The sequence below is a fragment of the Prevotella sp. HJM029 genome, from assembly GCF_000599605.1.
Lineage (GTDB): Bacteria > Bacteroidota > Bacteroidia > Bacteroidales > Bacteroidaceae > Prevotella.
On sequence record NZ_KK082668.1, the window covers coordinates 1 to 24,199 of the forward strand.

General features: G+C 43.5%; 20 protein-coding genes and 1 tRNA gene. 17 read left to right on the forward strand and 4 right to left on the reverse strand.

Annotated elements, in window-relative coordinates:
* The 3 genes from X919_RS0108780 to X919_RS0108790 all read left to right on the forward strand — a co-directional run.
* Positions 1 to 315, forward strand: a 315-nt coding sequence (locus X919_RS0108780; protein WP_028899788.1) for a DUF3408 domain-containing protein, incomplete at its 5' end; no start/stop codon positions are given.
* Between the two features lie 361 nt (positions 316 to 676).
* The gene (locus X919_RS0108785; protein WP_028899789.1) at positions 677 to 1,108 is read left to right on the forward strand and encodes a plasmid mobilization protein; all 432 of its coding nucleotides are present in this window, start codon (positions 677 to 679) and stop codon (positions 1,106 to 1,108) included.
* Complete coding sequence (locus X919_RS0108790; protein WP_028899790.1) at positions 1,092 to 2,153, forward strand: relaxase/mobilization nuclease domain-containing protein; 1,062 nt, start codon at positions 1,092 to 1,094, stop codon at positions 2,151 to 2,153. Before X919_RS0108785 ends, X919_RS0108790 begins: the two co-directional genes overlap by 17 nt.
* Before the next feature lie 82 nt (positions 2,154 to 2,235).
* Here the strand turns inward: X919_RS0108790 and X919_RS0108795 are convergent, their stop codons facing one another.
* On the reverse strand, positions 2,236 to 2,469 hold the full coding sequence (locus X919_RS0108795; protein ID WP_028899791.1) for a DUF2188 domain-containing protein: 234 nt from the start codon (positions 2,467 to 2,469) through the stop codon (positions 2,236 to 2,238).
* Positions 2,470 to 3,009: 540 nt separating this feature from the next.
* Positions 3,010 to 5,007, reverse strand: a complete 1,998-nt coding sequence (locus X919_RS0108800; protein ID WP_028899792.1) for an OPT family oligopeptide transporter — start codon at positions 5,005 to 5,007, stop codon at positions 3,010 to 3,012.
* A gap of 320 nt (positions 5,008 to 5,327) precedes the next feature.
* Between X919_RS0108800 and X919_RS0108810 the strand changes: the two genes are divergently transcribed.
* The 7 genes from X919_RS0108810 (at position 5,328) to glf (ending at position 15,919) form a co-directional block, all read left to right on the forward strand.
* A complete protein-coding gene (locus X919_RS0108810; RefSeq protein ID WP_028899794.1) occupies positions 5,328 to 8,144 on the forward strand; it encodes a M16 family metallopeptidase in 2,817 nt (938 codons plus the stop codon).
* Between the two features lie 180 nt (positions 8,145 to 8,324).
* On the forward strand, positions 8,325 to 8,669 hold the full coding sequence (locus X919_RS16620) for a DUF2946 family protein (protein ID WP_155949705.1): 345 nt from the start codon (positions 8,325 to 8,327) through the stop codon (positions 8,667 to 8,669).
* Positions 8,670 to 8,743: 74 nt separating this feature from the next.
* Entirely contained in the window at positions 8,744 to 11,011 is a 2,268-nt protein-coding gene (locus X919_RS0108820; protein WP_028899795.1) for a TonB-dependent receptor, read from the forward strand.
* Between the two features lie 348 nt (positions 11,012 to 11,359).
* The gene (locus X919_RS0108825; RefSeq protein WP_028899796.1) at positions 11,360 to 12,283 is read left to right on the forward strand and encodes a glycosyltransferase family 2 protein; all 924 of its coding nucleotides are present in this window, start codon (positions 11,360 to 11,362) and stop codon (positions 12,281 to 12,283) included.
* Entirely contained in the window at positions 12,284 to 13,525 is a 1,242-nt protein-coding gene (locus X919_RS0108830) for a glycosyltransferase (RefSeq protein ID WP_028899797.1), read from the forward strand.
* 55 nt (positions 13,526 to 13,580) lie between these two features.
* A complete protein-coding gene (locus X919_RS0108835) occupies positions 13,581 to 14,744 on the forward strand; it encodes a glycosyltransferase (RefSeq protein WP_028899798.1) in 1,164 nt (387 codons plus the stop codon).
* Between the two features lie 47 nt (positions 14,745 to 14,791).
* A complete protein-coding gene (gene glf / locus X919_RS0108840) occupies positions 14,792 to 15,919 on the forward strand; it encodes a UDP-galactopyranose mutase (protein ID WP_036917749.1) in 1,128 nt (375 codons plus the stop codon).
* A 16-nt stretch (positions 15,920 to 15,935) separates the two neighbouring features.
* On the opposite strand, the gene X919_RS0108845 is transcribed toward glf, so the two are convergent.
* Together X919_RS0108845 and X919_RS0108850 are read right to left on the reverse strand one after the other, a co-directional pair.
* Positions 15,936 to 16,550, reverse strand: coding sequence for a DNA alkylation repair protein (locus tag X919_RS0108845; protein ID WP_028899800.1), 615 nt, complete (start codon positions 16,548 to 16,550; stop codon positions 15,936 to 15,938).
* An 87-nt stretch (positions 16,551 to 16,637) separates the two neighbouring features.
* Positions 16,638 to 18,128 carry an acetyl-CoA hydrolase/transferase C-terminal domain-containing protein gene (locus X919_RS0108850; RefSeq protein WP_028899801.1) on the reverse strand — a complete coding sequence of 497 codons (1,491 nt, stop codon included), beginning with the start codon at positions 18,126 to 18,128 and terminating at the stop codon, positions 16,638 to 16,640.
* A 771-nt stretch (positions 18,129 to 18,899) separates the two neighbouring features.
* Between X919_RS0108850 and metK the strand changes: the two genes are divergently transcribed.
* The 7 genes from metK to X919_RS0108885 all read left to right on the forward strand — a co-directional run bounded on the left by metK (position 18,900) and on the right by X919_RS0108885 (position 24,199).
* Positions 18,900 to 20,156, forward strand: coding sequence for a methionine adenosyltransferase (metK, locus tag X919_RS0108860; RefSeq protein ID WP_028899802.1), 1,257 nt, complete (start codon positions 18,900 to 18,902; stop codon positions 20,154 to 20,156).
* A gap of 57 nt (positions 20,157 to 20,213) precedes the next feature.
* Positions 20,214 to 21,233, forward strand: a complete 1,020-nt coding sequence (locus X919_RS0108865) for a DUF4271 domain-containing protein (protein WP_028899803.1) — start codon at positions 20,214 to 20,216, stop codon at positions 21,231 to 21,233.
* A gap of 7 nt (positions 21,234 to 21,240) precedes the next feature.
* Positions 21,241 to 21,987 carry a uroporphyrinogen-III synthase gene (locus X919_RS0108870; RefSeq protein ID WP_028899804.1) on the forward strand — a complete coding sequence of 249 codons (747 nt, stop codon included), beginning with the start codon at positions 21,241 to 21,243 and terminating at the stop codon, positions 21,985 to 21,987.
* A 23-nt stretch (positions 21,988 to 22,010) separates the two neighbouring features.
* Entirely contained in the window at positions 22,011 to 22,415 is a 405-nt protein-coding gene (locus tag X919_RS0108875; RefSeq protein ID WP_028899805.1) for a ribonuclease P protein component, read from the forward strand.
* Complete coding sequence (gene yidD, locus X919_RS16180) at positions 22,412 to 22,663, forward strand: membrane protein insertion efficiency factor YidD (RefSeq protein WP_081759452.1); 252 nt, start codon at positions 22,412 to 22,414, stop codon at positions 22,661 to 22,663. Before X919_RS0108875 ends, yidD begins: the two co-directional genes overlap by 4 nt.
* 89 nt (positions 22,664 to 22,752) lie before the next feature.
* Positions 22,753 to 24,054, forward strand: a complete 1,302-nt coding sequence (tyrS, locus tag X919_RS0108880) for a tyrosine--tRNA ligase (protein ID WP_028899806.1) — start codon at positions 22,753 to 22,755, stop codon at positions 24,052 to 24,054.
* Between the two features lie 77 nt (positions 24,055 to 24,131).
* Positions 24,132 to 24,199, forward strand: a tRNA-Gln gene (locus tag X919_RS0108885).

Consider the following 24,199-nt stretch of genomic DNA (forward strand, 5'->3'; position numbering starts at 1 on the left):
ACAAACAAGCAGGACACAGAGAATACCATGCACTCCGAGCCTGCACGGAACACTGAGAGTGCAACTGTTCCAAGACGTATCAGTGCCAAGATGAGAAAGAAAACACTCGAAGCCTACAAGCAAGCCTATCTTGTGCCGACCAAGTTAAACAACCGTAAGGCTGTCTATCTGAGCAGGGAAACACAGGAACGTGCCGACTTTATTGTGCGTAGATTAGGCGACAGGGGCAGCAACCTTTCAAGCTTTGTTGAGAACATCGTTCGTCAGCATCTGGATGAATATGGAGAAGACATAGAGAAATGGAGAAGGTTGTGAGCCACAGGAAAAGGGTGAGGGTTTTCTTGAAATGGGACAACCTTTCCACTCAAAACCCTCAACCCTTTTTTAGAGAACATAGCAACAGAAATTGGTCAAACATACTGAATGATGGGAACACCACGAACGCAGTTAAACACGGAATGCACGGCATTCACTTTTCGGTAGCAAAACGCTTTGTACGTCAACGTTTCGTTATCTGGCATTGCAAGACGTCAGTTTGTACCCACAAACTGCGCCCAGCTCCCCTCGTTAGACTATCGGGGAGATTAGACCGTAATCACTCCGTTCTCATCGGTCAGTATTCAAGAATTAAGAGACAATGAATCATCTATAATGATTAACTTTCAAAGAAGCTTATATGAACAGATATAATAGAAAGACTGCCAAATGGCAGCAACAGAATAAGGAAGAGCAGAAGATGAACAAGACAGAGTTCATCAAGGTAAGATGCACTTCAGAGGAAAAGCAACGTATCAAATCAAAGGTGGAAAGTGCGGGGCGTAAGTTCTCTGATTACTGCCGTGAGATACTCCTAAATGGAGAGGTGGCAGCCGTCCCCAAGATGACCGAAAATGAAAGGGAAGGCATTGCCATACTTCAGCATACAGGAAGGTTCTATGGGCAGATTTCTAACCTCATCAAAGTAAAAGATGAGAGATGGGTACATATTACACAGAACCTTTCGCTATGTGCCAAAGAGGCATTTAAGCGATTTTACAACCCCCATTTTCGTGTGGACGATGAGGTATATAAGGTCTTAAATCTAACAAGAAATGATAGGAAGATGTAAGGCGATAGCGCACGGCAGCACGGCTTTAGACTATATTTTCAGAGAGGGCAAAATCGGTAGTCGGCTCGCTTTCCAGAACCTTTGCAGCAGGGATCCAAAGACTATCTATGAGGAAATGAAAGTGGTCAGCGACTATAACAGCCGTTGCAGGAACAAGTTTCTCCGTATCGAAATCGGCATCGCACCGCAGGACGAGAAAAAACTGCCCGTGTCCGAGCTTATAGGAATAACCCATTTGTTTGCCAAACGAATAGGACTTGACAACCACCAATGGGTAGCAGTAACGCACAAGGACACCGACAACAGACACATTCACATCATTGCCAACCGCATCAGTTTGTACGGAGAAGTCTATGATACCACCTTTGTGAGCAACAAGGCAGCAAAAGTGGCGGAGGAAATAAGCAGGGAGAAAGGCTTGACTATCGCAAAGGAGGTCAAGGCGAAGAAGAAATATCAAAAGACAAAAGCCAGTCCAATGAGAGAGCAGACGAAGCAGCAGGTGCAGAAGATTTGCTATGCCTTGCTTGATAAGTACAAAGGTACAGGCATCACGGGACACTCTATGTTCCTCTATGAGCTGAAAAATCAAGGAGTATCCATAGAACGCATGAAAAATAAACAGGGCAAGGTTTATGGCTTAAAGTTCTCATACGGAGAATATACGTTCAAGGCTTCGGAAATCGGCAGGGAGTTTGGTTATCGTTCCTTGCAGAAGAATTTCGAGGCAAGTCAGAAAGTCGAGACCAATGCACCTGCTCAAGAAATACATAATTCGGCAGAGCATACAGATACTAAGGATTCAGGCTATCAGCTCGTACCCCCAAGCCGTTCATACAGTCCACAACCAACTAAGGATTCTCCACAAATCTCACAGACTGTAAGAGAAGTGGCAGATACAGCCATTAGCACAGCCGATGATTTGGTGGAGGGACTGGGCGGAATGATAACCCCAGCAGCACATAGCGAAGATTATGCAGAAGCAGCATGGCAACGCAAGCTCAGATTCCAAACTAACAAGAAAAAGAGAGGACGAAGACTATGATGCAGTTGGTAGGCTCTTTTGTTTCATGGTGATAAACTAGTAGGGAGTGCCAATTTGACACTCCCTGTCTTCTTAGATGACGTTAATGTTTCGTGTCTTTTGGAGGGCAAGAGTCATTACCATAACTATTAGGATTCTGAATCTTACCATCCTTTCCATGAGGAATAAGTTCTGCTCCTTCTTTCTTGGCAAGATTACGTCCCCAGTCCATTGCCTCCTTCTTTGTTTCAAAGTGTTTTGAGGCTCTGTCTGCATTTGGTCGCTTTGCGTCCCACCCTCCGTCTGGATTAGAAACGACATGAATTTCTTTTCTCATATCAATAATTTTTAGTTGATAGTTTTGCTTACGGTGTCCTCCCGATTCCGCTACGGTGCAATAACAGCATATCTAAAAGCAAAATAGCAATTATGGCGCCAAAAATTAAAAAATATTTATTTTTTCGCTTTTATGGTAAAACGATCTGTTTCTAATTTCAATTTGTAACAGATTCTATAATCTCATATAGTTGATAGAAAGATAAAAATTATAGGTATATTTCATCCAAAACGCTTGTTATTCGGTAACAAAATATTATCTTTGCAGACAGAATAACAAGCGTTCTTTGTTAGGCAGAAAACAGCGAAGCCAAGTAGCTCACTCGTTTCTAAATCGTTACCTGTTCAGTTAAGCCGGCAAGGTAACTTCTTTATTTTCAATAAGTTGTATTTTAGATATTATCTTACCTCGCAATTAGTGCGCAATCTCGTGCATATTGCTGGCCATCCGAAAAGGAACTGCACGCCAAGCTCATTGGCAGAGACGATAAAGGCGGACGCTTTGTGGAGCATCCGCCTTTAGCATCGTTGCGTTGTTGGCTTAGAACGACTTCTTCGTCAGTCGGATAAAGAAACCAATTAAACAAAGGTAGGCCGCCAAAGCACAAAGCTCGCTCAGGGGATTTTGCCACCAACTCCCGGCAATCGACCACTCCACGCCGCCAAATTTCAGCAGTGCACTCACGACACCCATCAACGCACCGCCGGCAATAAAGCCGCTGGCTATGAGCGTTCCGCGCTCGCCTCGCGCCTCGTTTACCTGCGCATCCTTCGAGCGTGTGGTGACAAACCAGTTGATGAAACCGCCGACAACGAGGGGTACATTGAGTTCTAATGGGATGAACATACCCAATGCAAAGGCCAGCGCGGGCACCTTAAATAGCGTGAGAATGATGGCCAACAGCGCACCGATGCCATAGAGCACCCAGGGCGCTCCCACGCCGTTCATGAGCGGATCGATTACGGCTGCCATGGCATTGGCTTGCGGAGCGGCGAGGTTTCCCGAAGCAAATCCATAGGTTTGATTGAGCAACATCATCACACCGCCCACCGTTGCGGCGCTCACAAGGGTGCCCAAAAACTTCCAAGTCTCTTGCTTTCGTGGTGTGGTGCCGAGCCAATAGCCTATCTTTAAATCGGTGATGAAGCTGCCGGCCATGCTCAATGCCGTGCAAACCACACCGCCCATCATCAGCGAAGCCACCATGCCTCCAGCGCCTTTCAGCCCAACAGCCACCATGATGACACTGGCAAAGATGAGCGTCATCAGCGTCATGCCCGACACAGGATTGCTACCTACGATGGCAATGGCGTTGGCTGCGACGGTGGTAAAGAGGAAAGCGATGACTGCAACCAGCAGAATTCCCACCACGGCAAAGAGCAGATTGCCTTGCATGATGCCCGTCAAAAAGAAGATAAAGGTGGCCAACAACACGGCGATGGTGCCGATAGCGATGATTTTAAAGCTAATATCTTGCTGCGTACGCTCCACTTGTTGCGTGGCATTCGCACCGCCTTTGAGTTCGCGTCCGGCCAATCCCACGGCATCACGAATGATGCCCCAACTGCGAATGATGCCGATAATGCCTGCCATAGCAATGCCACCGATGCCGATGCTGCGCGCATAATTCTTGAAAATCTCTTCGGCACTCATCTGCCCTACGCTCTGCACAATTGCTGGATTCCACAGATTAAGCACCGTGTCATGATAGAGTAACGACATGCCCGGCACGACAATCCACCACACAAACAGGCTGCCAAAACAAATGTAGAGCGCATATTTCAAGCCGACAATGTAGCCCAAACCCAGCACGGCTGCGCCCGTATTGACCTTGAACACCACCTTAGCTTTGTCGGCTAATGCAACGCCCCAGCCCAGCATGCGGCTCGTTACGTTTTCATTCCACCAGCCCAACGTCGCCACAATGAAATCATACAGGCCACCAATCAGGCCGGCAATGAGCAACGGTTTGGCCTGTCCGCCACCCTTAGCTCCGCTCACCAACACCTGCGTTGTGGCTGTTGCTTCGGGAAAAGGATACTTTCCGTGCATGTCTTTCACAAAATATTTGCGGAACGGAATGAGAAAAAGTATGCCCAAAACACCGCCTAAAGCCGAAGCTAAGAATATCTTAAAGAACGACGTTGTGATTTCAGGATATTTGGCTTGCAGTATATAAAGCGCCGGAAGTGTGAAGATAGCGCCCGCCACTACGGCACCACTACAAGCGCCAATGCTTTGAATAATGACGTTTTCGCCCAACGCATTCTTGCGCTTTGCAGCCGTCGATGCGCCCACAGCAATGATGGCTATGGGGATAGCTGCTTCGAAAACCTGCCCCACTTTCAGTCCTAAATAGGCAGCAGCAGCCGAAAAAAGTACGGCCATGAGGATGCCCCACGTCACCGACCACACATTAACCTCGGGATAAACCCTGTTGGCTTTCATCACGGGCTCATAGTCTTCACCCGCCTTCAGCTCACGAAAAGCGTTCTCGGGGAGCTGAATCTGTTCTAAATCCTTCGTTTCCTTTTCCATTTTATTAAAATTTTTACAAAGGTAAAGCAAACCACCCAAAATGCAAAATAATTGCTTCCTTTTTAAATCCTCGACCCACTCCGAAACACCAATACAACCTCGTAAAATAGGAAATAAATGGCTTAAGGAGCAATTGAGGTTACAGAAAATCGCAAGAAAACATACGTTCTGCCACCTTTTATCGTATCTTTGCAACCAAGAAGGAGCAAATGCTACGTTTTTTAACAGCCTCATCGCGTGGAACATGCGCCATACTGGGTATGCAATGCCCCATCAACACAACGAAAATCTTATTTTAAGTATTACATAAACAATTATTCATGAAAATTAAAAATTTAATGCTTGCCGCTCTATTGCTCGTGGGTATAGGTGCCCAAGCGCAAATGGAGATGTCTATTCCTGTAGACAAAGAGGTGAGAATAGGTAAGTTACCTAACGGCCTTACCTATTACATCCGCCACAACAACTGGCCTGAAAATCGTGCAAACTTCTACATTGCACAGAAAGTAGGCTCTATTCAAGAGGAAGAAAGCCAGCGTGGTCTGGCTCACTTCTTAGAGCACATGGCCTTCAATGGCTCTGACCATTTCAAAGGAAACAACCTCATTGAGTGGTGTCGTGCTAATGGAATTGAGTTTGGTGCCGACTTAAATGCTTACACAAGCATCGACCAAACGGTGTACAACATCAACAATGTGCCAACTAATAAACCAGGAGCCATTGACACTTGTTTGATTATTTTGCGTGATTGGTCGACTGGACTAAGCCTCGAACAAGATGAGATTGAGAAAGAACGTGGCGTGATTCATGAAGAATGGCGCCTGCGCACCAGCGCCTCAAGCCGCATGTTTGAACGCAATCTTCCCGCGCTCTATCCTGGCAGTAAATATGGTTTACGCTACCCTATTGGCTTGATGAGTGTGGTAGACAACTTCAAACGCCAAGAACTTGTCGACTATTATCACAAGTGGTATCACCCCAATCATCAGGGATTGATTATCGTAGGCAATGTCGATGTGGACCAAGTTGAGGCGCAAATCAAAAAGCTTTTCGGCAACATCAAGAACCCAGTGAACGAAGCTCCCATTGTAGATGAGCTTGTACCCGACAATGCTGAGCCCATTGTTATTATTGATAAAGATAAAGAGGAACAAACTTCCAGTGTATCGTTGAGCGTGAAGCATGATGTATTCCCCGATTCTTTGAAAAATACCATGCAGTATTTGGTCTATGGTTACATCAAGGATGCAGCCCTAAGCATGCTCAACAACCGATATAGTGAAGCGGTACAAAAGGCCGATTGCCCTTACATTTATGCGAATGCTGAAGATGGAAATTATATCTTTGCCAAAACAAAAGATGCCTTCACCATCAATGCTTCGCCAAAAGATATGGCACAAACAGCTCCGGCTTTGAAAGCGGCTTTGATTGAAGCAAGGCGTGCAGCAGAGTTTGGTTTCACCCCAACCGAATACCAACGTTTTAAAGAAAACTATCTCAGCTCACTCGATAAAGCATATAGTAACAAAGACAAACGCTACAATGCAACGTTCTATGGCGAATATTTGGGTAACTTCTTGAGCAACGAACCCATCCCAAGTATCGACTACCTCTACACCACTATGAAGCAGCTTGTGCCCATGATTCCATTGGAAGCTGTTAATGGTTTGATGAAAGAGTTGCTGCCTGCTAACGATAGTAACATGGTTATCATCAACTTCAACAACGAGAAAGAAGGTAACGTTTATCCCACAAAAGCACAGCTCTTAGACGCAGTGAAGGCTGCAAAGACAGCCAAAATCGAGGCTTATGTGGATAATGTGAAGAATGAACCCTTGATAACCAAGTTGCCAAAGGCTGGAAAAATTAAGAAAGAAACAGCCAGCAAACGCTTTGGATATAAAATTATTGAGTTGTCAAACGGTGTGAAAGTCATGCTCAAGAAGACTGATTACAAGAAAGATCAAGTGCTTCTTTCAGGACATGGAGGTGCAGGAAGTAGCAGTTATGGCTTAAAAGATTTTGCCAATTTCACCGTCTTTGACAATGTGATTGACGTGAGTGGATTGGGCAATTTCTCAAATACTGAGTTACAAAAAGCCTTGGCTGGCAAGATGGCTAATGCTGGTTTGCTCATGGGCGAACGCTATATGAGAGTAGATGGTAACGCAACACCAAAGGATGTTGAAACGATGTTGCAGTTAGTTTACCTCTACTTCACCAATATAAAGAAAGATAACGACACCTACAACAGCTTGCTCAAGCAAATGGAAGTAATGCTGAAAAACCGCGGACTCTCACCAGAAACAGCATTAAGCGATACGCTTACGGCAACCCTTTATGGTCACAATCCACGCCTCAAACCATTGCTTTCATCTGATTTGAAGGATATTAACTACGACCGCATCCTGCAAATGGCCAAAGAACGCACGGCCAATGCCAATGGTTGGGAGTTCATTATCATCGGCAATTACGATGAGGCTACCATTCGTCCACTTATCTGTCAGTACTTAGGTGCATTGCCTTCGAAGGGTATAAACCTTCCATCTAAACGCATTAAAAAGCCTGTTACAGGACAAGTGCAGAATATTTTCGAGCGCAAAATGGAAACGCCTAAGGCCAGTGCTTACATGATTTGGCACAACGAAAACATTCCTTACACCCTTGAAAAGAGCATTCAAATGGACATGGCAGGACAAGTTTTAGCCATGATCTATCTGAAAAAGATTCGCGAAGACGCCAGTGCGGCATACTCTTGCAGTGCTTATGCAGGTGCAAGTATAGCTGATGACGGCTACAAGGTTTACCAGATGGTAGGTGCATGTCCCATGAAACCCGAGAAAAAGGATATCGCATTAAAGATTATGACCGAAGAAGCCAACAAGCTAAGCACTGCTTGCGATGCTGAAATGTTAGCCAAAGTGAAGGCCGTTATGCTCAAACAAGCCGATGATCGCGCAAAAACTAACATCTTCTGGAGTAGCACAATCTACGACGATTACAAATTGGGTATCGATACTTATACCAATTATAAGAAATTGGTTGAGGCACAAACACCACAGAACATCACTAACTTTATGAAAGAATTCCTAACTAACGGAAACAAAGTTACAGTGGTGATGTTACCTAAAATGTAAGGTTTCTTTGTAAAACATTTATTGAGAAGAGCGACTTTCGAGTCGCTCTTTTTTCGTGTCTTAACCCTCTTTCCTGCAAAGTTTTCACAACACTCCTCTCCTTTTTGGATTAATCTTTTTTAATACCGCACTCTACACTCGACGCAAAATGAATAGCTACCTTTGCACAAGATGAAGGTTATGAATCATAAAATCTACGCATACGCAAGAATACTGCTCGCGGTATTCCTGCCCATATTGCTGTGTTCCATGATTCATGTACACCAAGAAGCAGCAGAAAGCACGCCCGAATGTTATGCTTGTCAGCATCATGTGCAGCATCATAGCCACTTCATTGGACTGCATCAAAACTTTGATCATTGTGTGCTTTGCCAATTTCTTTCTTCACCATTTGTTGGTGGAATAACAACCGAAGTGGCTCCTATCTACACTGATATTCATGCTTCTGCCGTTCATTGGCAATCCTTTTACAACACATTCTTCACTCACCCTTTCCTCAATCGAGGCCCACCCACCCTGTTGTAAATCAAAATTCGTAAACCCTTTTTGCGCAGATGCCCGTGCATGTGCGCTGTTTCTCGTATTTAATTTTTTACAACATGAAGAAATTTTTATATTTATTCTTGTGCATGTTCACCACAATATGCGCAACTGCGATGCCTGCAAAAAATGCGGCATCCCTATCGGGAAAGGTTACCGATGCCGTTGATAATAGTGCCCTTGTTGGCGTAACTATTTTCATACCCGAACTGTCTGAGGGCACAACAACCGACATCAACGGAACTTATAGCTTGCAAAATCTACCCCAAAAGACTATCACTATCCAAGTGAGCTATTTGGGACACCAAACCATTATCCAAAAAATCGACCTGTCGACAACATCTGAAAAGAACTTCGTCATGAAGGAGTCCAACGCTCAACTCAACGAAGTTGTGGTGACAGGACTCACGGGAAAGTCGCTCATGAAAGACTCTCCAACCCCCATTTCGGTAGTCACCACCCAACAATTACGCACCAACCTCTCAACCAACATCATCGATGCACTGAGCCATGAGCCAGGATTGTCACAGATAACTACTGGCGGTGGCATCTCAAAACCTGTCATCCGCGGCTTAGGTTTCAACCGTGTTGTCGTGGTAAACGATGGTATTCGTCAGGAAGGTAATCAGTGGGGCGATGAGCATGGCATAGAAATCGACCCACAAAGCATCTCATCTATTGAAGTATTAAAAGGTCCAGCGTCGCTCATGTACGGCTCCGATGCGATGGCAGGTGTCGTGATTTTCCATGGCGATCCGGTGTTAGGTCGTGACAAAATGCAGGCCAATGTCAGCGGGGAATATCAAACCAACAATGGACTTCTCGGCTATTCGGCTAACTTTAGTGGCCACCAAAAAGACTTTGTTTGGGACGGACGATGGTCACAGAAATTGGCACATGCCTATAAAAACAAATACGATGACTATATTGTGGGGTCGCAATTCCGCGAGCATGCCGCCAACATGATGATGGGATTGAACAAACAATGGGGCTTCAGCCATTTGCAATTAGGCTATTATAACCTCACACCCGGCATGGCAGAAGGCGAGCGAAGCCACGAACATAGCTATGGCGTAGCGCTGCCGTTTCAACGCATTCACCACTATAAAGCTGTGCTTGACAACTCGGTTTACTTGGGCAATGGCACGCTACATGGCCTCTTAGGCTACCAACAAAACCGCAGACAGGAGTTCGAAGACGATGCCCACGAGGCCGAACTTGACATGCAACTGCACACCATGAACTATGATTTGCGCTACATGTTGGCCGAAAACAACGGATGGAAACATGCATTTGGGGTGAATGGCATGTACCAACGCAACAAGAATCGAGGTGAAGAAATGCTCATTCCCAACTATCAACTCTTTGATATAGGCGTGTTTGCCACCACTTCTTATCACCTCAATCAATGGACATTGAGCGGTGGTTTGCGCTTCGATAACCGCCACATGCACGGCTACGAAGAGGTCGGAACCTTTGCAAAAATCAGTCGCAATTTTGGCAGTTTCTCAGGAAGTGTCGGGGCAGTCTATGCGCTGACACCACAAATGAACGTGCGTCTCAACGTGGCAAGAGGCTTCCGTGCGCCCAACATCAGCGAGCTTTCGGCCAATGGTGTACACGAAGGTACGCAACGTTACATGCTGGGTAATGCCGATTTGAAGCCCGAACACAGTTGGCAGTTCGACCTCGGTTGGGATTATAACTCGCCAATCATCGCTGCACAGTTGTCGCTTTTTGCCAACCGCATCGACAATTATATCTTCGATCATAAGCTCAATGGTGTCATCACAAGTGGCCATGAAACCTATCAATACACGCAGGGCAACGCACGACTTTTAGGCGGAGAGGCCAGTGTTGACTTGCATCCTGTAGAGCGATTGCATTTCCAAAATGCGTTCTCCTATGTCAACAGCGTGCAGCTTCACCAGCCCAAAGCCTCAAAATATCTGCCTTGGACACCCGCACCGCGCTGGACTTCAGAACTGCGTTACGACCTCATTCGCGACGGACGCACTTTGAACAACACCTTCGTCTCTGCCTCATTGGAATGTAATTTGCGTCAGAACCACATCTATGCTGCCGGCAACACCGAGACAGAAACGCCCTCTTACACGGTGCTAAATCTCGCGGCCGGAACGGATTTCCGCACAAATGGACACCGCAGAGCCAGCCTTTATCTCACGGCAAACAACATCTTTAACCGCGCCTATCAAAATCATTTGAGCCGCTTAAAGTATTTAGAAACCGATCCATCCAATCCCCATAAAGGCATCTTTAATATGGGACGAAACATCGGAATGAAGCTCGTTGTCTACCTCTTTTAAACCATTTGAAGTGCCACGGATAGAAAAAAACAACCCTATCTGTGGCACTTCATTCTAAACATACCCATAACCCAAAAACTACATTGACATGCTGTTTATAGAAAAAGGGCAGTCATGCGCCCGATAAAGCTTATCAAATACCAGTTAATAACCATTACACTTCACACTAATCTCACGTTTTAAGAAAACACGTTGCCACTATTAAATACCACCATTATCCCCTTTTTCACCTATATATTTGCGGACATCACAAAAAAAAATTACCTTTGTTGCAATTAAACATCTATCATGATATGGGCTGAGAAACCCCATTTCTGATGGCTATCAATTAAATCATCTTTGCATAACATGAATATTGTTACTGTCGTTGTCACCTATAATCGCTTAGTTTTACTAAAGCAGAATATAGAAGCTCTAAAGAAACAAACACACAAACCCACGCATATTGTTATTATCGATAATTGTTCTACAGATGGTACTGCTGAGTTTTTGCAAACTGTAGAAGGCATTCATGTGATTCGGACAACACGAAACACAGGGGGAGCGGGTGGCTTTTTTGAAGGCTTAAAAGCTGCTGCTGCCCTACAAGCCGATTGGATTTGGCTTATGGATGATGACACCATCCCTCACGATGACGCTTTAGAAAAGATGCTTCCCTATACGCATCAACCACAAGTGGGATTCATTAATAGTAAAGTAGTATGGAAAGATGGTTCGCAACACCTGATGAACAAGATTGTTTTTGGCCATCAAGAATTGCCCGAAAATACATCCTTCCCAAATGAAATGCAGCACAAAATCATTCGTAATGGATCGTTCGTTTCTATGCTCATCCGCGGTGATATGCCATTTAAAATCGGACTCCCCTATCGTGAATTCTTTATTTGGTGCGATGATTATGAGTATTCCTACCGCATGTTCTCCCATGGTTTTGTAGGTATTTATGCCGAAGAAAGTGTTGTTCTTCATGCAACAACCGAGAACTATACGCCTGCTTTAGAAAATATCACAGCGCAACACGCTTGGAAATTATACTACGAAGAGCGCAATGGAACATTCATCTATAGGAATCATAAAAACCCCATTGTGTTCTTTTTTTCACAGCTCAACAAAATTCGTTTGCAGCGACGTTTGATTAAAAAGCGCCATCTCCCGCAAGATGAAGAGCATGCCCTGCTACACGAACTCACACGAGGTTTGTGGGATGGAATATTTTTCCATCCGAAAATAGAATGGATAGATACTGAAAACTTAACGCAAAAGAACAAATAGATGCAGTCTTTTCAGTCTAAAGAAACGAAGTCAGACGAGCGGCCTTTGCGACTGCTTTTCCTCCTATCCCGCTTTTTAGATGGTGGCATTGACACGGTTCTCTTGGAATATGTCAACCATTTGGCCGACCATCTACACTACGATGTCACCTTAGGAATAGCCATTTGCTATGGTGATTTAGAGGTCTATCGCCCAAAATTAAGTCCGTGTGTTAAGGTGATCTACTTCAATCAAAGTCCCTTTCTTACTCGAATTGCCCGCCAACGCATTGAAAAAAAAGCCTCCTTTTTTGCAAAAAGTATCGACGAAACACTATGTGTTCCCCTGAGAAGACTTGCCACACAAAGAGGCATTTGCAAGCTATCGCAACAGACAGATGTCATCATTGACTTTGATTGTTGTGCTTACGCTTTTCTCCATCACATCCGAAAACGCAAGATAGCTTTCTTCCATTTTAGCTTCAATGAAGTGCTCAAAAATAACCCGAAGCGCATGAATCGCATCCGAAAAGGACTTACCGCATACGATAAAGTTGTGACCATCTCAAAAGCGATGTGTGAAGAAGGACGAGAAATGTTTCCACAATTCAAAGAAAAATTCATACTCCTTTACAATGCAAAAGATGAGCAACTCCTTGCAAAATATGCCAAGGAACCCATTGATAGCCCACTCATTCACCAACCCTACCTATTAGCTGTCGAACGTTTAGAGGAGTCACAAAAAGACCTCTCAACGCTCATTCGTGCTTATAGTTTATTGGTTCATGAACATCATATCAGCGAAGGGCTCTATATTATTGGTAAAGGAAAAGATGAAACACAGCTCAAACAGCTTGCAAAAACACTGCAAGTGGCCGATAAGGTGGTGTTCTTGGGATTTCAGGCCAACCCCCTTCCATGGATTTTGCATTGTAAAATATTTGTGCATAGTGCCAAATTCGAGGGCCTCCCCACAGTGCTTATTGAAGCACTACTCCTCGATAAGCTCATTGTGGCAACCGATTGCCCAACGGGACCAAGCGAAATCTTAGACCATGGGCGTTGCGGTTTGCTCACTCCTGTAGGCAATGCACCAGCCTTTGCTGCAGCCATTCATCAGCTTCTGCTCGACAACGACTTGCAAAAGCAGCTACTTTCTGCAGTAAAAGAGCATAAAAAGGTCTTCAATCTCAACCATATTGATCACCAATTACATGCACTTTTCTTAGGAGAAACAATGCATGAGATGATTCAAAAGAAATAGGGTTGCCACCCATGCAGAGGCAACCTTCGTTATAACAACCATAAATTCCACTCCAATGCAAAAGAAAAATATAGCATTTCTCATCAGCCTTTTCTTAGATGGTGGCACAGAAACCGTCTTAATCGAATATCTTCGTAACCTCTCTAACACGGGTTTATACAACCTTACTTTAGTCATTGGTTACAACATGCAGCAGAAAGAGATGTTTCTTTCGCGCATTCCCGATGATGTAAAAGTGGTGCATTTGCTATCCAACCCGTTACTGTTAAAACGCTATACGGCCCATTTGATACGGCCTATCAAGCTGTTAGACGAGTTCATACTTAATCCTATCCGACGCTTTATCCTGCGAAGTGCCATCCAAAAACTGGCCAAACAGAATGAAGTTATCATTGACTTCAACCATGCTTTCGGTTCTTTCATGACGCATATCCCGGCAAAAAAGATTGTTTTTTATCATTATTCGCTCACCATCAACCAACAAAATGACCCCACGGAGATGGCGAAACTACAAAAAAGAGCTGCTTGTTATGATTACTTAGTAACGATTTCAAAGGCCATGTTTGATGAGGCCTGCCTGTTCTTTCCACAACAAAAAGACAAACTTCGCATGATTTATAACAGCATCAACACACAGCATCTTTTCGATGCTGCCCATCAAAAAGTGGACGATTGCCGCATTGAAAAGCCTTTTATTCTTAGTGTAACGCGCTTAGAAGAAAGGCAAAAAGACGTGACAACACTCATCAAGGCTTATGCGTTGCTGCGCAAAAGTCATGATCACAACGAAGAACTTTATATCATAGGGAAAGGTGTTTCATTGGCACAACTGCAGCAAACGGCACACGAATGCCACGTGGCCGACCATGTTTTCTTCTTAGGTTTCATGTCCAACCCGCTGCCTTGGACCAAGCGATGCAGCCTTTTCGTGCAAAGTTCTCACTTCGAAGGGTTGCCAACCACAATGATTGAAGCCTTGCTTTTAGACAAGATGATTGTGGCAACCGATTGTCCTACAGGACCAAAAGAAATTCTTAACAATGGGAAAGCGGGCTTGTTGGTGCCCGAAAATGATGCAGAAACGCTTGCAAAAACAATGCACGAAGCACTCACAAACACGGCATTGCAACAGCAAATTGCTGCAGGAAGAGCCGAATATAGCAAGAATTTTACGTTCGATGTGGCAGGAAAACAACTCACACAGCTCTTTGATGCGTAGGTTTATACACTGTATTTTATCCCACTTTTCTTATTCTTATTTTAACGATGTATGATTATTTGATTGTTGGTTCAGGTCTTTTCGGTGCTACTTTTGCTTATTTTGCTCATCAAAAAGGAAAGCGATGTTTGGTGATTGAAGCCCGAAAACATTGCGGAGGAAACCTCTATTGCGAAAAGGTAGAGGGGATAAACGTACACAAATATGGTGCACACATCTTTCATACCAATAGTCAACGGGTGTGGAAGTTTGTCAATTCCTTGGTCGAATTCAATCGCTATACCAACAGCCCCATAGCCAATTACCAAGGAGAACTCTACAATCTGCCTTTCAACATGAACACTTTCCATCAGATGTGGGGTGTGAAAACGCCGGAAGAAGCAATGCAAAGGCTTAACGAACAACGAAAAGAGGCGTTGCTACACATGCGGGAAATGGGGATAGATTCACCCAGAAACTTGGAAGAACAAGCCTTATTGCTCATCGGAAAGGACATCTATGAGAAGCTGATTAAGGGCTATACGGAGAAACAATGGGGAAGAAAATGCACCGATTTGCCTGCTTTCATCATTCGTCGTCTACCCGTTCGCTTGGTGTATGACAATAATTACTTCAACGATGCCTATCAAGGTATTCCGAAAGGTGGCTACAATCAGCTTATCAATCAGTTATTGAAAGATGTGGAAGTGCGCACAGAAACCAACTATTTTGAGCATCGACAGGCATTAGATGGGCTTGCTAAAACGAAAGTATTCACAGGGAAAATCGATGAATATTTCAATTATCGGTTGGGCTATTTGCAATATCGCACCGTGAAATTTGAAGAAGAATGTCTACCAAAAAGCAATTATCAAGGTTGTGCTGTGGTGAATTATACGGATCGAACAGTGCCCTATACACGCATCATTGAGCATAAACACTTTGAAACTTTCGGCGAAGCAGTTGATAAAAATCCATGTACCATCATCTCTAAAGAGTATTCAACAGAGTGGAAACTCGGCATGGAACCTTATTATCCTGTGAATGATGAGCGCAATAACTCGCTCTATCTACAATATAAACAGCTGGCCGATGCCGAGCCAAACACACTCTTCGGTGGCCGTTTAGCTGAATATCAATACTACGATATGGCACCTATCGTGGAGAAAGTGATGGATATGTTCAATGCAGAATAGTTGCCAATCGCAATCTTTATTTCAACAACTTCGTTGCAAGTTTGTAGGTAAACAGAACCCTCGGATGGGATAAATCCCATTGTTGCACTTCAGTCTGTATCAATTCACGATGCTTTTTGCTGATATCTTTCAACGCGTTTCCTACAGACTTCCTTAGATATTCACTTTCGTGTGCTTTGTGTTGACTGATTAATGCAATGGCAATTGATGGATTTTCTTTGAAGAATGGGCGACTTGTCCAAATCCGTAATCCTTCTGTTACCGCACGAATAACATTCGGATTGTCATCATTTAGCCATTCTTTTATAAGTGGCAACGATGCTTCATAGCCTCTGTATTTGCAAACTTCATCAAAAGCCTTTGCAAGCATTTCCTGCACTCGCCAATGCTCATCAGTGCTTATTCGCTCCTTCAGAAAGCAAAGTGCGTCGTCATCTTCCGTTGCCAATCTACCCCATATTGTTGTTGCCAACATTCGAATTTGGTAGGCATTGTGCTCAAAAAGCTCACCAGCAAGCTCTGCACATCGCTCCTTTGAGTATGTAGAAATAATCTCATTAGCACCTTCAATGATATGCTGAAAGCCATGTTCTATGGACAAAATTCTGTTTAATAAGCTATCAATTTCCATTTTTATTTTAAAATTTATAAGAAAGCAACACACAAAATAACCCCTCTTCAGCACTATTTGGTAATCCATTCCAGGCCATCTTCCCCTTTAAAATGAAGCCAAGCGCATGTCACCTTTTTCCAAATAGGCTTGATGAAAGGCGAAAGCCGCAGCTAAACAATGGGGCTCGTGCCCTCTACCGGCAATCTTTAAATAGTCTCTTAACAACGGACGATAGTCGGGATGCGCACAATTTTCGATAATTTCCTGTGCTCTTCGCAACGGACCTTTACAGCGAAGGTCGGCCACACCCTGCTCGGTTACGATGGCATCCACATCATGTTCGGTGGAATCAACATGGCTACACATGGGCACAATGGTGCTCACTCGGCCACCTTTCATCGTACTTGGCATCGTGAAAATGCTCAAATAGCCATTCCGTTCATAGTCACACGACCCGCCAATGCCATTCATTAACTGACTACCACACACGTGACTGGAGTTCTCATGCCCATAAATGTCACACTCCATAGCCGTGTTCATGGCAATAACGCCAAGCCTTCGGATTACTTCGGGCGAATTACTGATTTCACTTGGACGAATAACTACGTGACGATAGAAATAATCCATGTTGGCATAAATATCCTGAAGCGTCTCGTTAGTCACTGTCAACGACGAACAACTGGCATCGATAATCTTGCCGTTTTTCATGTGTTTGATGACCGCATCCTGTACCACTTCGGTATAAACCGAAAAGTTTGGAATGGCCGGATGATGGCCTAAAGCCTCCAAAACAGCATTGCTGATGACGCCTACACCACTCTGAACGGGCAGAAACTCCTTGGGAAGCAACCCCCGTTTAAGGTCAGAAACCAAGAAATCGGCCACATGATGCCCCATTTGCTGCGTCACCTCATCAACGGGTTTAAAGCATCTGGCCTCCTCGGGAATGCAACATTCCACCACACCCACAATCTTATTGCAGTCGATTTCAACAAACTCTTTGCCGATTCTGTCGCCCACATGATTAATCATAATGGGCAAACGATGGGGGCAACGCGCCGGTTCATAGACATCATGCAGCAGCCCCGACTGCGGACTATGAAAGGTGTTGAGCTCCAAAATCACATGCTTGGCCAAACGAACAATCGTGGGCACCACGCCACCCGCACTCGTTAAATAGGCCCGACAGGTGCTTCCGGCCTGCATATAGCCACTCACTTCGATAATAGCCCAATCGATTTTGCCATAGAAGCCGCGCCGCAAACGCTCGGCAACATGGCCCAAGTGCATGTCTTCAAAATCAATTTCGCCGGCATTGGTGTGCTCTCTAAAGTCCTTATTAGTGGAAAAAGGCGTCCGAAACTTGATGCCATTGCAGCGCGCCATGTCGCCCTCTACGCTCTGACCAGTAGAGGCTCCGGTGATGATTCCTACCTGAAACGGATGCCCTGCACAATGTTCGGCTTGGCAACGTTTCGACAACTCACGAAAAACAGCTTTAGGAACACCATTCGGAGTGAAACCCGATAAGGCCAAAGCGTCATCGTGTTGAATCAATGCTGCAGCTTCTGCTGCTGTTAACCTCGTGTAATTCATCACTTTGCTTAGGTTGATTTGCAACAAAGATACCATTTATTTTAAAAACAACAAGCTTTCTTTCGCTTTTTATTTTTCCTTTTTTCGCATCTCATTTTTATCGTTATGATATTCTTTTACAAACACCTCTTCATAACTTCTCCATTTAAAACTTTAAAACCTTTCATTGCATTTACGCCAAAAACAGAGCCTTTTAATAAACCTCTTATAATCAAGTTGTTAAGCATAATGCCTGCTTTTATCAGAAGTTTCTTTCTCAAAAATAGGCCAAAATGAGTTTATATGCCTACATTTTTAGTGCAAAAAAGCCTCAAAATCCATCTTTTTTGCCGCGAAAAACAATAGCGTTTAGGCTGTAATATGATAGCTTTTGCATCATCATACAATAGAAATAGCAAAACAAACCCACACAAAACCCTAAAAAACAGTTGTTTTTTAGCGTTTTCCTTTCTATTTCAATCTTTTTCGATAGCCCTCTTTTTAGTATACAATCTTTACAAAATAAAAATGTAACTAACTGCTCAACCACCCACTAAAAAATGGCTACCGCACCTCAAGTTTCATCGTTCTATCGCCCAAGAAACAAAAGTTAAATATTTGGGCATGTAGGAATTTGTTCGTAACTTTGCACTTATAATAATAAGATATGTATAATATTTGTGGAAAAATTTGGCTGCTTGCAACCACATAAAAAAATGCTAAAACTGCAAAATCCCCCTTTAGATTTTACGGTTAACAAGCGTTTTTCCACGTTTAAAAAGTAATGGAAAAATGAGTTATTTATTTTCATCCGAGTCGGTTTCCGAAGGACATCCCGACAAAGTTTCTGACCAAATCTCAGACGCTATCTTAGACCAGTTCCTGGCTTATGATGCAAATGCCCATTGTGCGGTAGAGACTTTCTGCACCACTGGGCAAGTGATTATCATGGGAGAGGTGCGTTCAAAAGAGTATATTGACCTGCAAACAATAGCCCGAGAAACCATCAAAAAGATTGGATATACAAAGGCTGAATATCAGTTTGATGGCAATTCATGTGGCATTCTCACCGCCATTCACGAGCAAAGCGACGATATCAACCGTGGTGTTAGCCGTGAAGAAGACGAGCAACAAGGTGCCGGCGACCAAGGAATGATGTTCGGATATGCGTCCAATGAGACAGACAACTATATGCCTGTTTCATTAGAATTGGCACATGTTTTGATGAGCACCTTGGCTGAAATTCGCAAAGAAGGCCGGCAAATGACCTATCTGCGCCCCGACAGTAAGAGCCAGGTGACGATTGAATACAACGACAACAACGAACCCGTTCGCATCACCGACATCGTGATTAGCACCCAACATGATGAATTTTCAAAGGATGATGAAGCGATGTTGGCACAGATAAAAGCCGACGTCATCAACACGCTCATTCCACGAACAAAGGCTAAACTCAGCGAAAAGGTGCTGCGACTCTTCAACGATGACATCGTCTATCATGTGAATCCGACAGGAAAATTTGTCATTGGTGGGCCTCATGGCGACACGGGTTTGACAGGAAGAAAGATTATTGTTGATACCTATGGCGGCAAAGGTGCACATGGTGGTGGTGCCTTTTCGGGTAAAGATCCATCGAAAGTCGACCGCTCTGCAGCCTACGCTGCACGCCACATTGCCAAGAATATGGTAGCAGCTGGTGTGGCCGATGAGATGCTTTTGCAACTGGCTTATGCCATTGGCGAGGCGCAACCTGTGAGTGTTTATGTCAACACCTACGGCAGAAGTCACGTCAATATGACAGATGGTGAGATTGCCAACAAGATTAAATCGATGTTCAATCTCACCCCAAAAGCCATCGAACGCAACCTGAAATTGCGCCAACCGATGTATGTAGAGACGGCAGCATACGGCCACATGGGGCGCGAAAACAAAGTGGTAAAGAAAACTTTCACCAGTCGTTATCACGAAACAAAGACGCTCGATGTGGAATTGTTTACTTGGGAAAAGCTCGACCTGGTAGACCAAATCAAGAGAGAATTTAAATTGTAATTCATCATGAGCGTGGGGGTAGATGAATTAAAGTATCTACCCCCTCCTATCATAAAAATGAGGCAAATAGAGGACTCCATTGCAAGAAACGAAGTCAATAATAATGAACTTCAACAGGTAATCAAGGCACAACAACCTTTGACACCTGCACAGGTTTTGAGCAAATTGTCGAAGGATGCAACTCCCGAACAGCAAGATTCTGCTATTCAGGCACAAATTAAACCTTCGGAAATTACATGGAGTAGCCGCCCCGATACCCTACATCTTCCTGGCCAATCGCCTGGGAAGAGTTGGCGAGATGTGACACTTCCGAAATACTATAAGGAGTCATTTTTCTCACAATCCCCACTTTTCCACCCCGAACAACCAGGTGGAAGAATTGGCTTTGCGGGTGACCCTGTGCCTTATACGCTTGCAGGTGACAATGTGGTAACAAGCATTTTAATCGGTTGTTTTATGCTTGGAACCATTGCATTCACACGCTCAAAGGGCTTTATAAAACGACAAATTAAAAACTTTTTTCATATTCAACGCGCAGGAACAACTGAAATATCGGAGACGGCAAGCGAACTGCGTTTACAATTTTTCCTGATGCTCCAAACGAGTTTACAGCTGGCTCTAATCTTCTTTCTCTATACAAAGGCAACCATAAGCGACACCTTTATCATCGAACAATATCAAGTCATCGGATGTTTTACAGCTCTTATTTTTGCTTATTTTATTATCAAAATACCACTTTATAGCATGGTGAATGCAACCTTTTTTGATAAGAAAAAAAATGAACAATGGCTGAAATCCTATCTCGTTCTCACATCGGTTGAAGGACTCTTTATTTATCCTGCTATTCTATTGGTAACTTACTTTGATTTCCAATTAGAATATGCCATATTCTATACACTATCCATTGTCGCATTGGCTAAATTGCTCTCATTCTACAAGGGCTACCTCATCTTTTTCAAACAGAATGGTAATTTTCTGCAAAATATTTTGTACTTTTGTGCCCTTGAAACCATGCCTCTCATAGGATTATGGGGATTTTTGGTGATGATAAGTAGTTTTTTGAAAATAAATTTTTAGGACATCGATGATTAAAAAGATACTGGTTTCTCAACCAAAGCCCGCCAGCGATAAGTCACCTTATTATGATATCGCAAAAGAACATAACATAGAAATGGTGTTTCGCCCATTCTTTAAGGTTGAAGGTATCACTACTAAAGAATTCAAACAGCAAAAGATTAATCTCTTAAACTATACGGCTGTTGTCTTCACTTCACGCCATGCTATTGACAATTATTTCAAACTTGCAAAGGAAATGCGCATTACAATTCCTGAGGATATGAAATATTTTTGTTTGATAGAGACCATCGCTTTATACATTCAAAAATATGTTCAATATCGCAAACGTAAAGTATTCTTTGGCACAAGTGGAAAGATTGAGGGCTTGATTCCTCTGATGCAAAAACATAAACAAGAACGCTATTTGGTACCACAAAGCAGTGTTCATAATGATGATATTAAGAATTTACTCGATGCAAAGAAGCTGAAACACGATGAATGCGTGATGTATAGCACCGTAAGCAATGATTTTTCAGCGGCTGAAAAAAAGAAATTTGATTATGATATGGTGGTGTTTTTTAGCCCAACAGGCGTAAAAGCACTCAAACAAAACTTCCCCGATTTTAAACAAGGTGATGTTAAAATTGCTGCGTTTGGCCCCGCAACAGCCAAAGAAGTAGAAGCGCAAGGCTTGAGAATTGATTTGGTTGCCCCCTCAAAAGAGCATCCCTCGATGACTGCCGCATTGAAAAGTTATCTTGATAATCAATCCTAAAACCATCTAAAAAGGAATTGACGATGGTGGAAAAGCCCTCGAACAGTTTCCCAAAACAAGAGCGAATCTGTAGCAAAAAAATCATTGATAAGCTCTTTAATGGTAGAGAAAGCCACGCCATGTCGGCCTACCCAATTCGTGTGGTCTATCGCTTTGAAATGAAAGAGGATGAGGATGAGGGACTTCCAAAGGTACAAGTGCTGATGAGTGTACCCAAAAGATGTTTCAAAAGAGCTGTAAAACGCAACCGAGTGAAACGACAAATGAGAGAAGCTTACCGCTGCAATCGTCATCTACTTACAGCGAAAATACCTGATAATAAAAGTGTCTTTATGGCCTTTATTTGGCTCGATAATGCATTACATCCTACGAAAGAAGTAGAGGATAAAGTAATAAATTTGTTACAACGAATAAGTGAAAAGCTATGAAAGTCATTCGAATAGTTACTCACTTTATCATACAAATGTTGGTAAAAATATTGCTTCTACCCATCCTTTTCTACCAATATTGCATCTCACCCCTCACACCTCCATCGTGTAGATTTACACCATCGTGTTCTGAATACGCCCGACAAGCACTGCTTAAACATGGTCCTTTCAAAGGATTGGCATTGGCTATATGGCGAATTCTCAGATGTAATCCTTGGGGAGGAAGCGGATATGACCCCGTTCCTTAATCCATATTTACTGTAAATAAATAATAGAAACATAACCCATGTGGCATCAACCATCGGCGATTTGCCACACTATAAAGAAATAAAACACTATGATTAAGAATTTTGTTGAAGAGTTAAAATGGCGTGGAATGCTTGCACAAATCATGCCAGGCACAGAAGAATACCTACAAAAGAATAGGGTTTCAGCTTATTTAGGCACCGATCCTACCGCCGATTCACTACACATTGGACACCTTTGTGGCATCATGATGCTACGCCATTTGCAGCGTTGTGGTCACAAACCTTATTTGCTTATTGGTGGTGCAACAGGCATGATTGGCGACCCATCTGGTAAAAATCAGGAACGTAATTTGCTCGATTCTACAACCCTTTATCATAATCAAGAAGCCATAAAAAAGCAGGTATCGAAGTTTCTTTCCTTTGATAGTGAAGAACCCAATAAGGCTGAAATGGTCAATAATTACGACTGGATGAAGGACTTTTCTTTCCTTGATTTCGCTCGGGAAGTGGGCAAACACATCACTGTTAACTATATGATGGCGAAAGATTCTGTGCAGAAACGACTCAATGGAGAGGCACGAGATGGCTTATCATTCACTGAATTTACCTACCAACTTTTACAGGGATATGACTTCCTTTATCAGTACCAACACTACGGAGTTAGGCTGCAATTGGGAGGTAATGACCAGTGGGGTAATATGACAACGGGTACCGAACTTATCCGCAGAACCTTAGGAAATGATGCCGAAGCTTATTGCCTTACCTGCCCATTAATCACCAAAGCTGATGGTAAAAAGTTTGGAAAGACCGAGCAAGGCAACATTTGGTTGGACAGAAACCGCACCACTCCATATGCTTTTTATCAATTCTGGCTCAACGTTAGTGATAGTGATGCTGAACGTTATATCAAGATATTTACCGATCTTGACAAAGAAACAATTGAAGCTTTAATAGCAGAACATGCACAAGATCCAGGTAGAAGAGTGCTGCAAAAGCGTTTAGCTGAGGAAGTAACCACTATGGTTCATTCCAAAGAAGACCTTGAAATGGCTATTGCTGCCAGCAATATTCTCTTTGGAAAAGCAACAAAAGAGAGCCTTGAACAGCTCGATGAAGCCACCCTCAACGATGTCTTTAAGGACGTACCCCATTATGAAATCGACCATAACCAGTTGGGATTGCCAGCTATTGACCTCTTCAATCAAGACGGAATGGATATCTTCCCCAGCAAAAGTGAAATGAGAAAGCTCGTTAAAGGTGGTGGCGTCAGCTTAAATAAAGAAAAACTTGAGACCTTCGACCGCATCATTTCTACCGATGATCTCATTGATAATAAGTACTTATTGGTACAGCGTGGTAAGAAAAATTATTACCTATTAAGTGTGAAGTAATCGCAAAAAAATTTGGTAGTAGCTAAAAAAACTATTACCTTCGCAGCCGAATTCGACTTGAATTCACTTATAGTTTTGTCCTATGGTGTAATGGTAGCACTACAGTTTTTGGTTCTGTCAGTGGTGGTTCGAGTCCGCCTGGGAC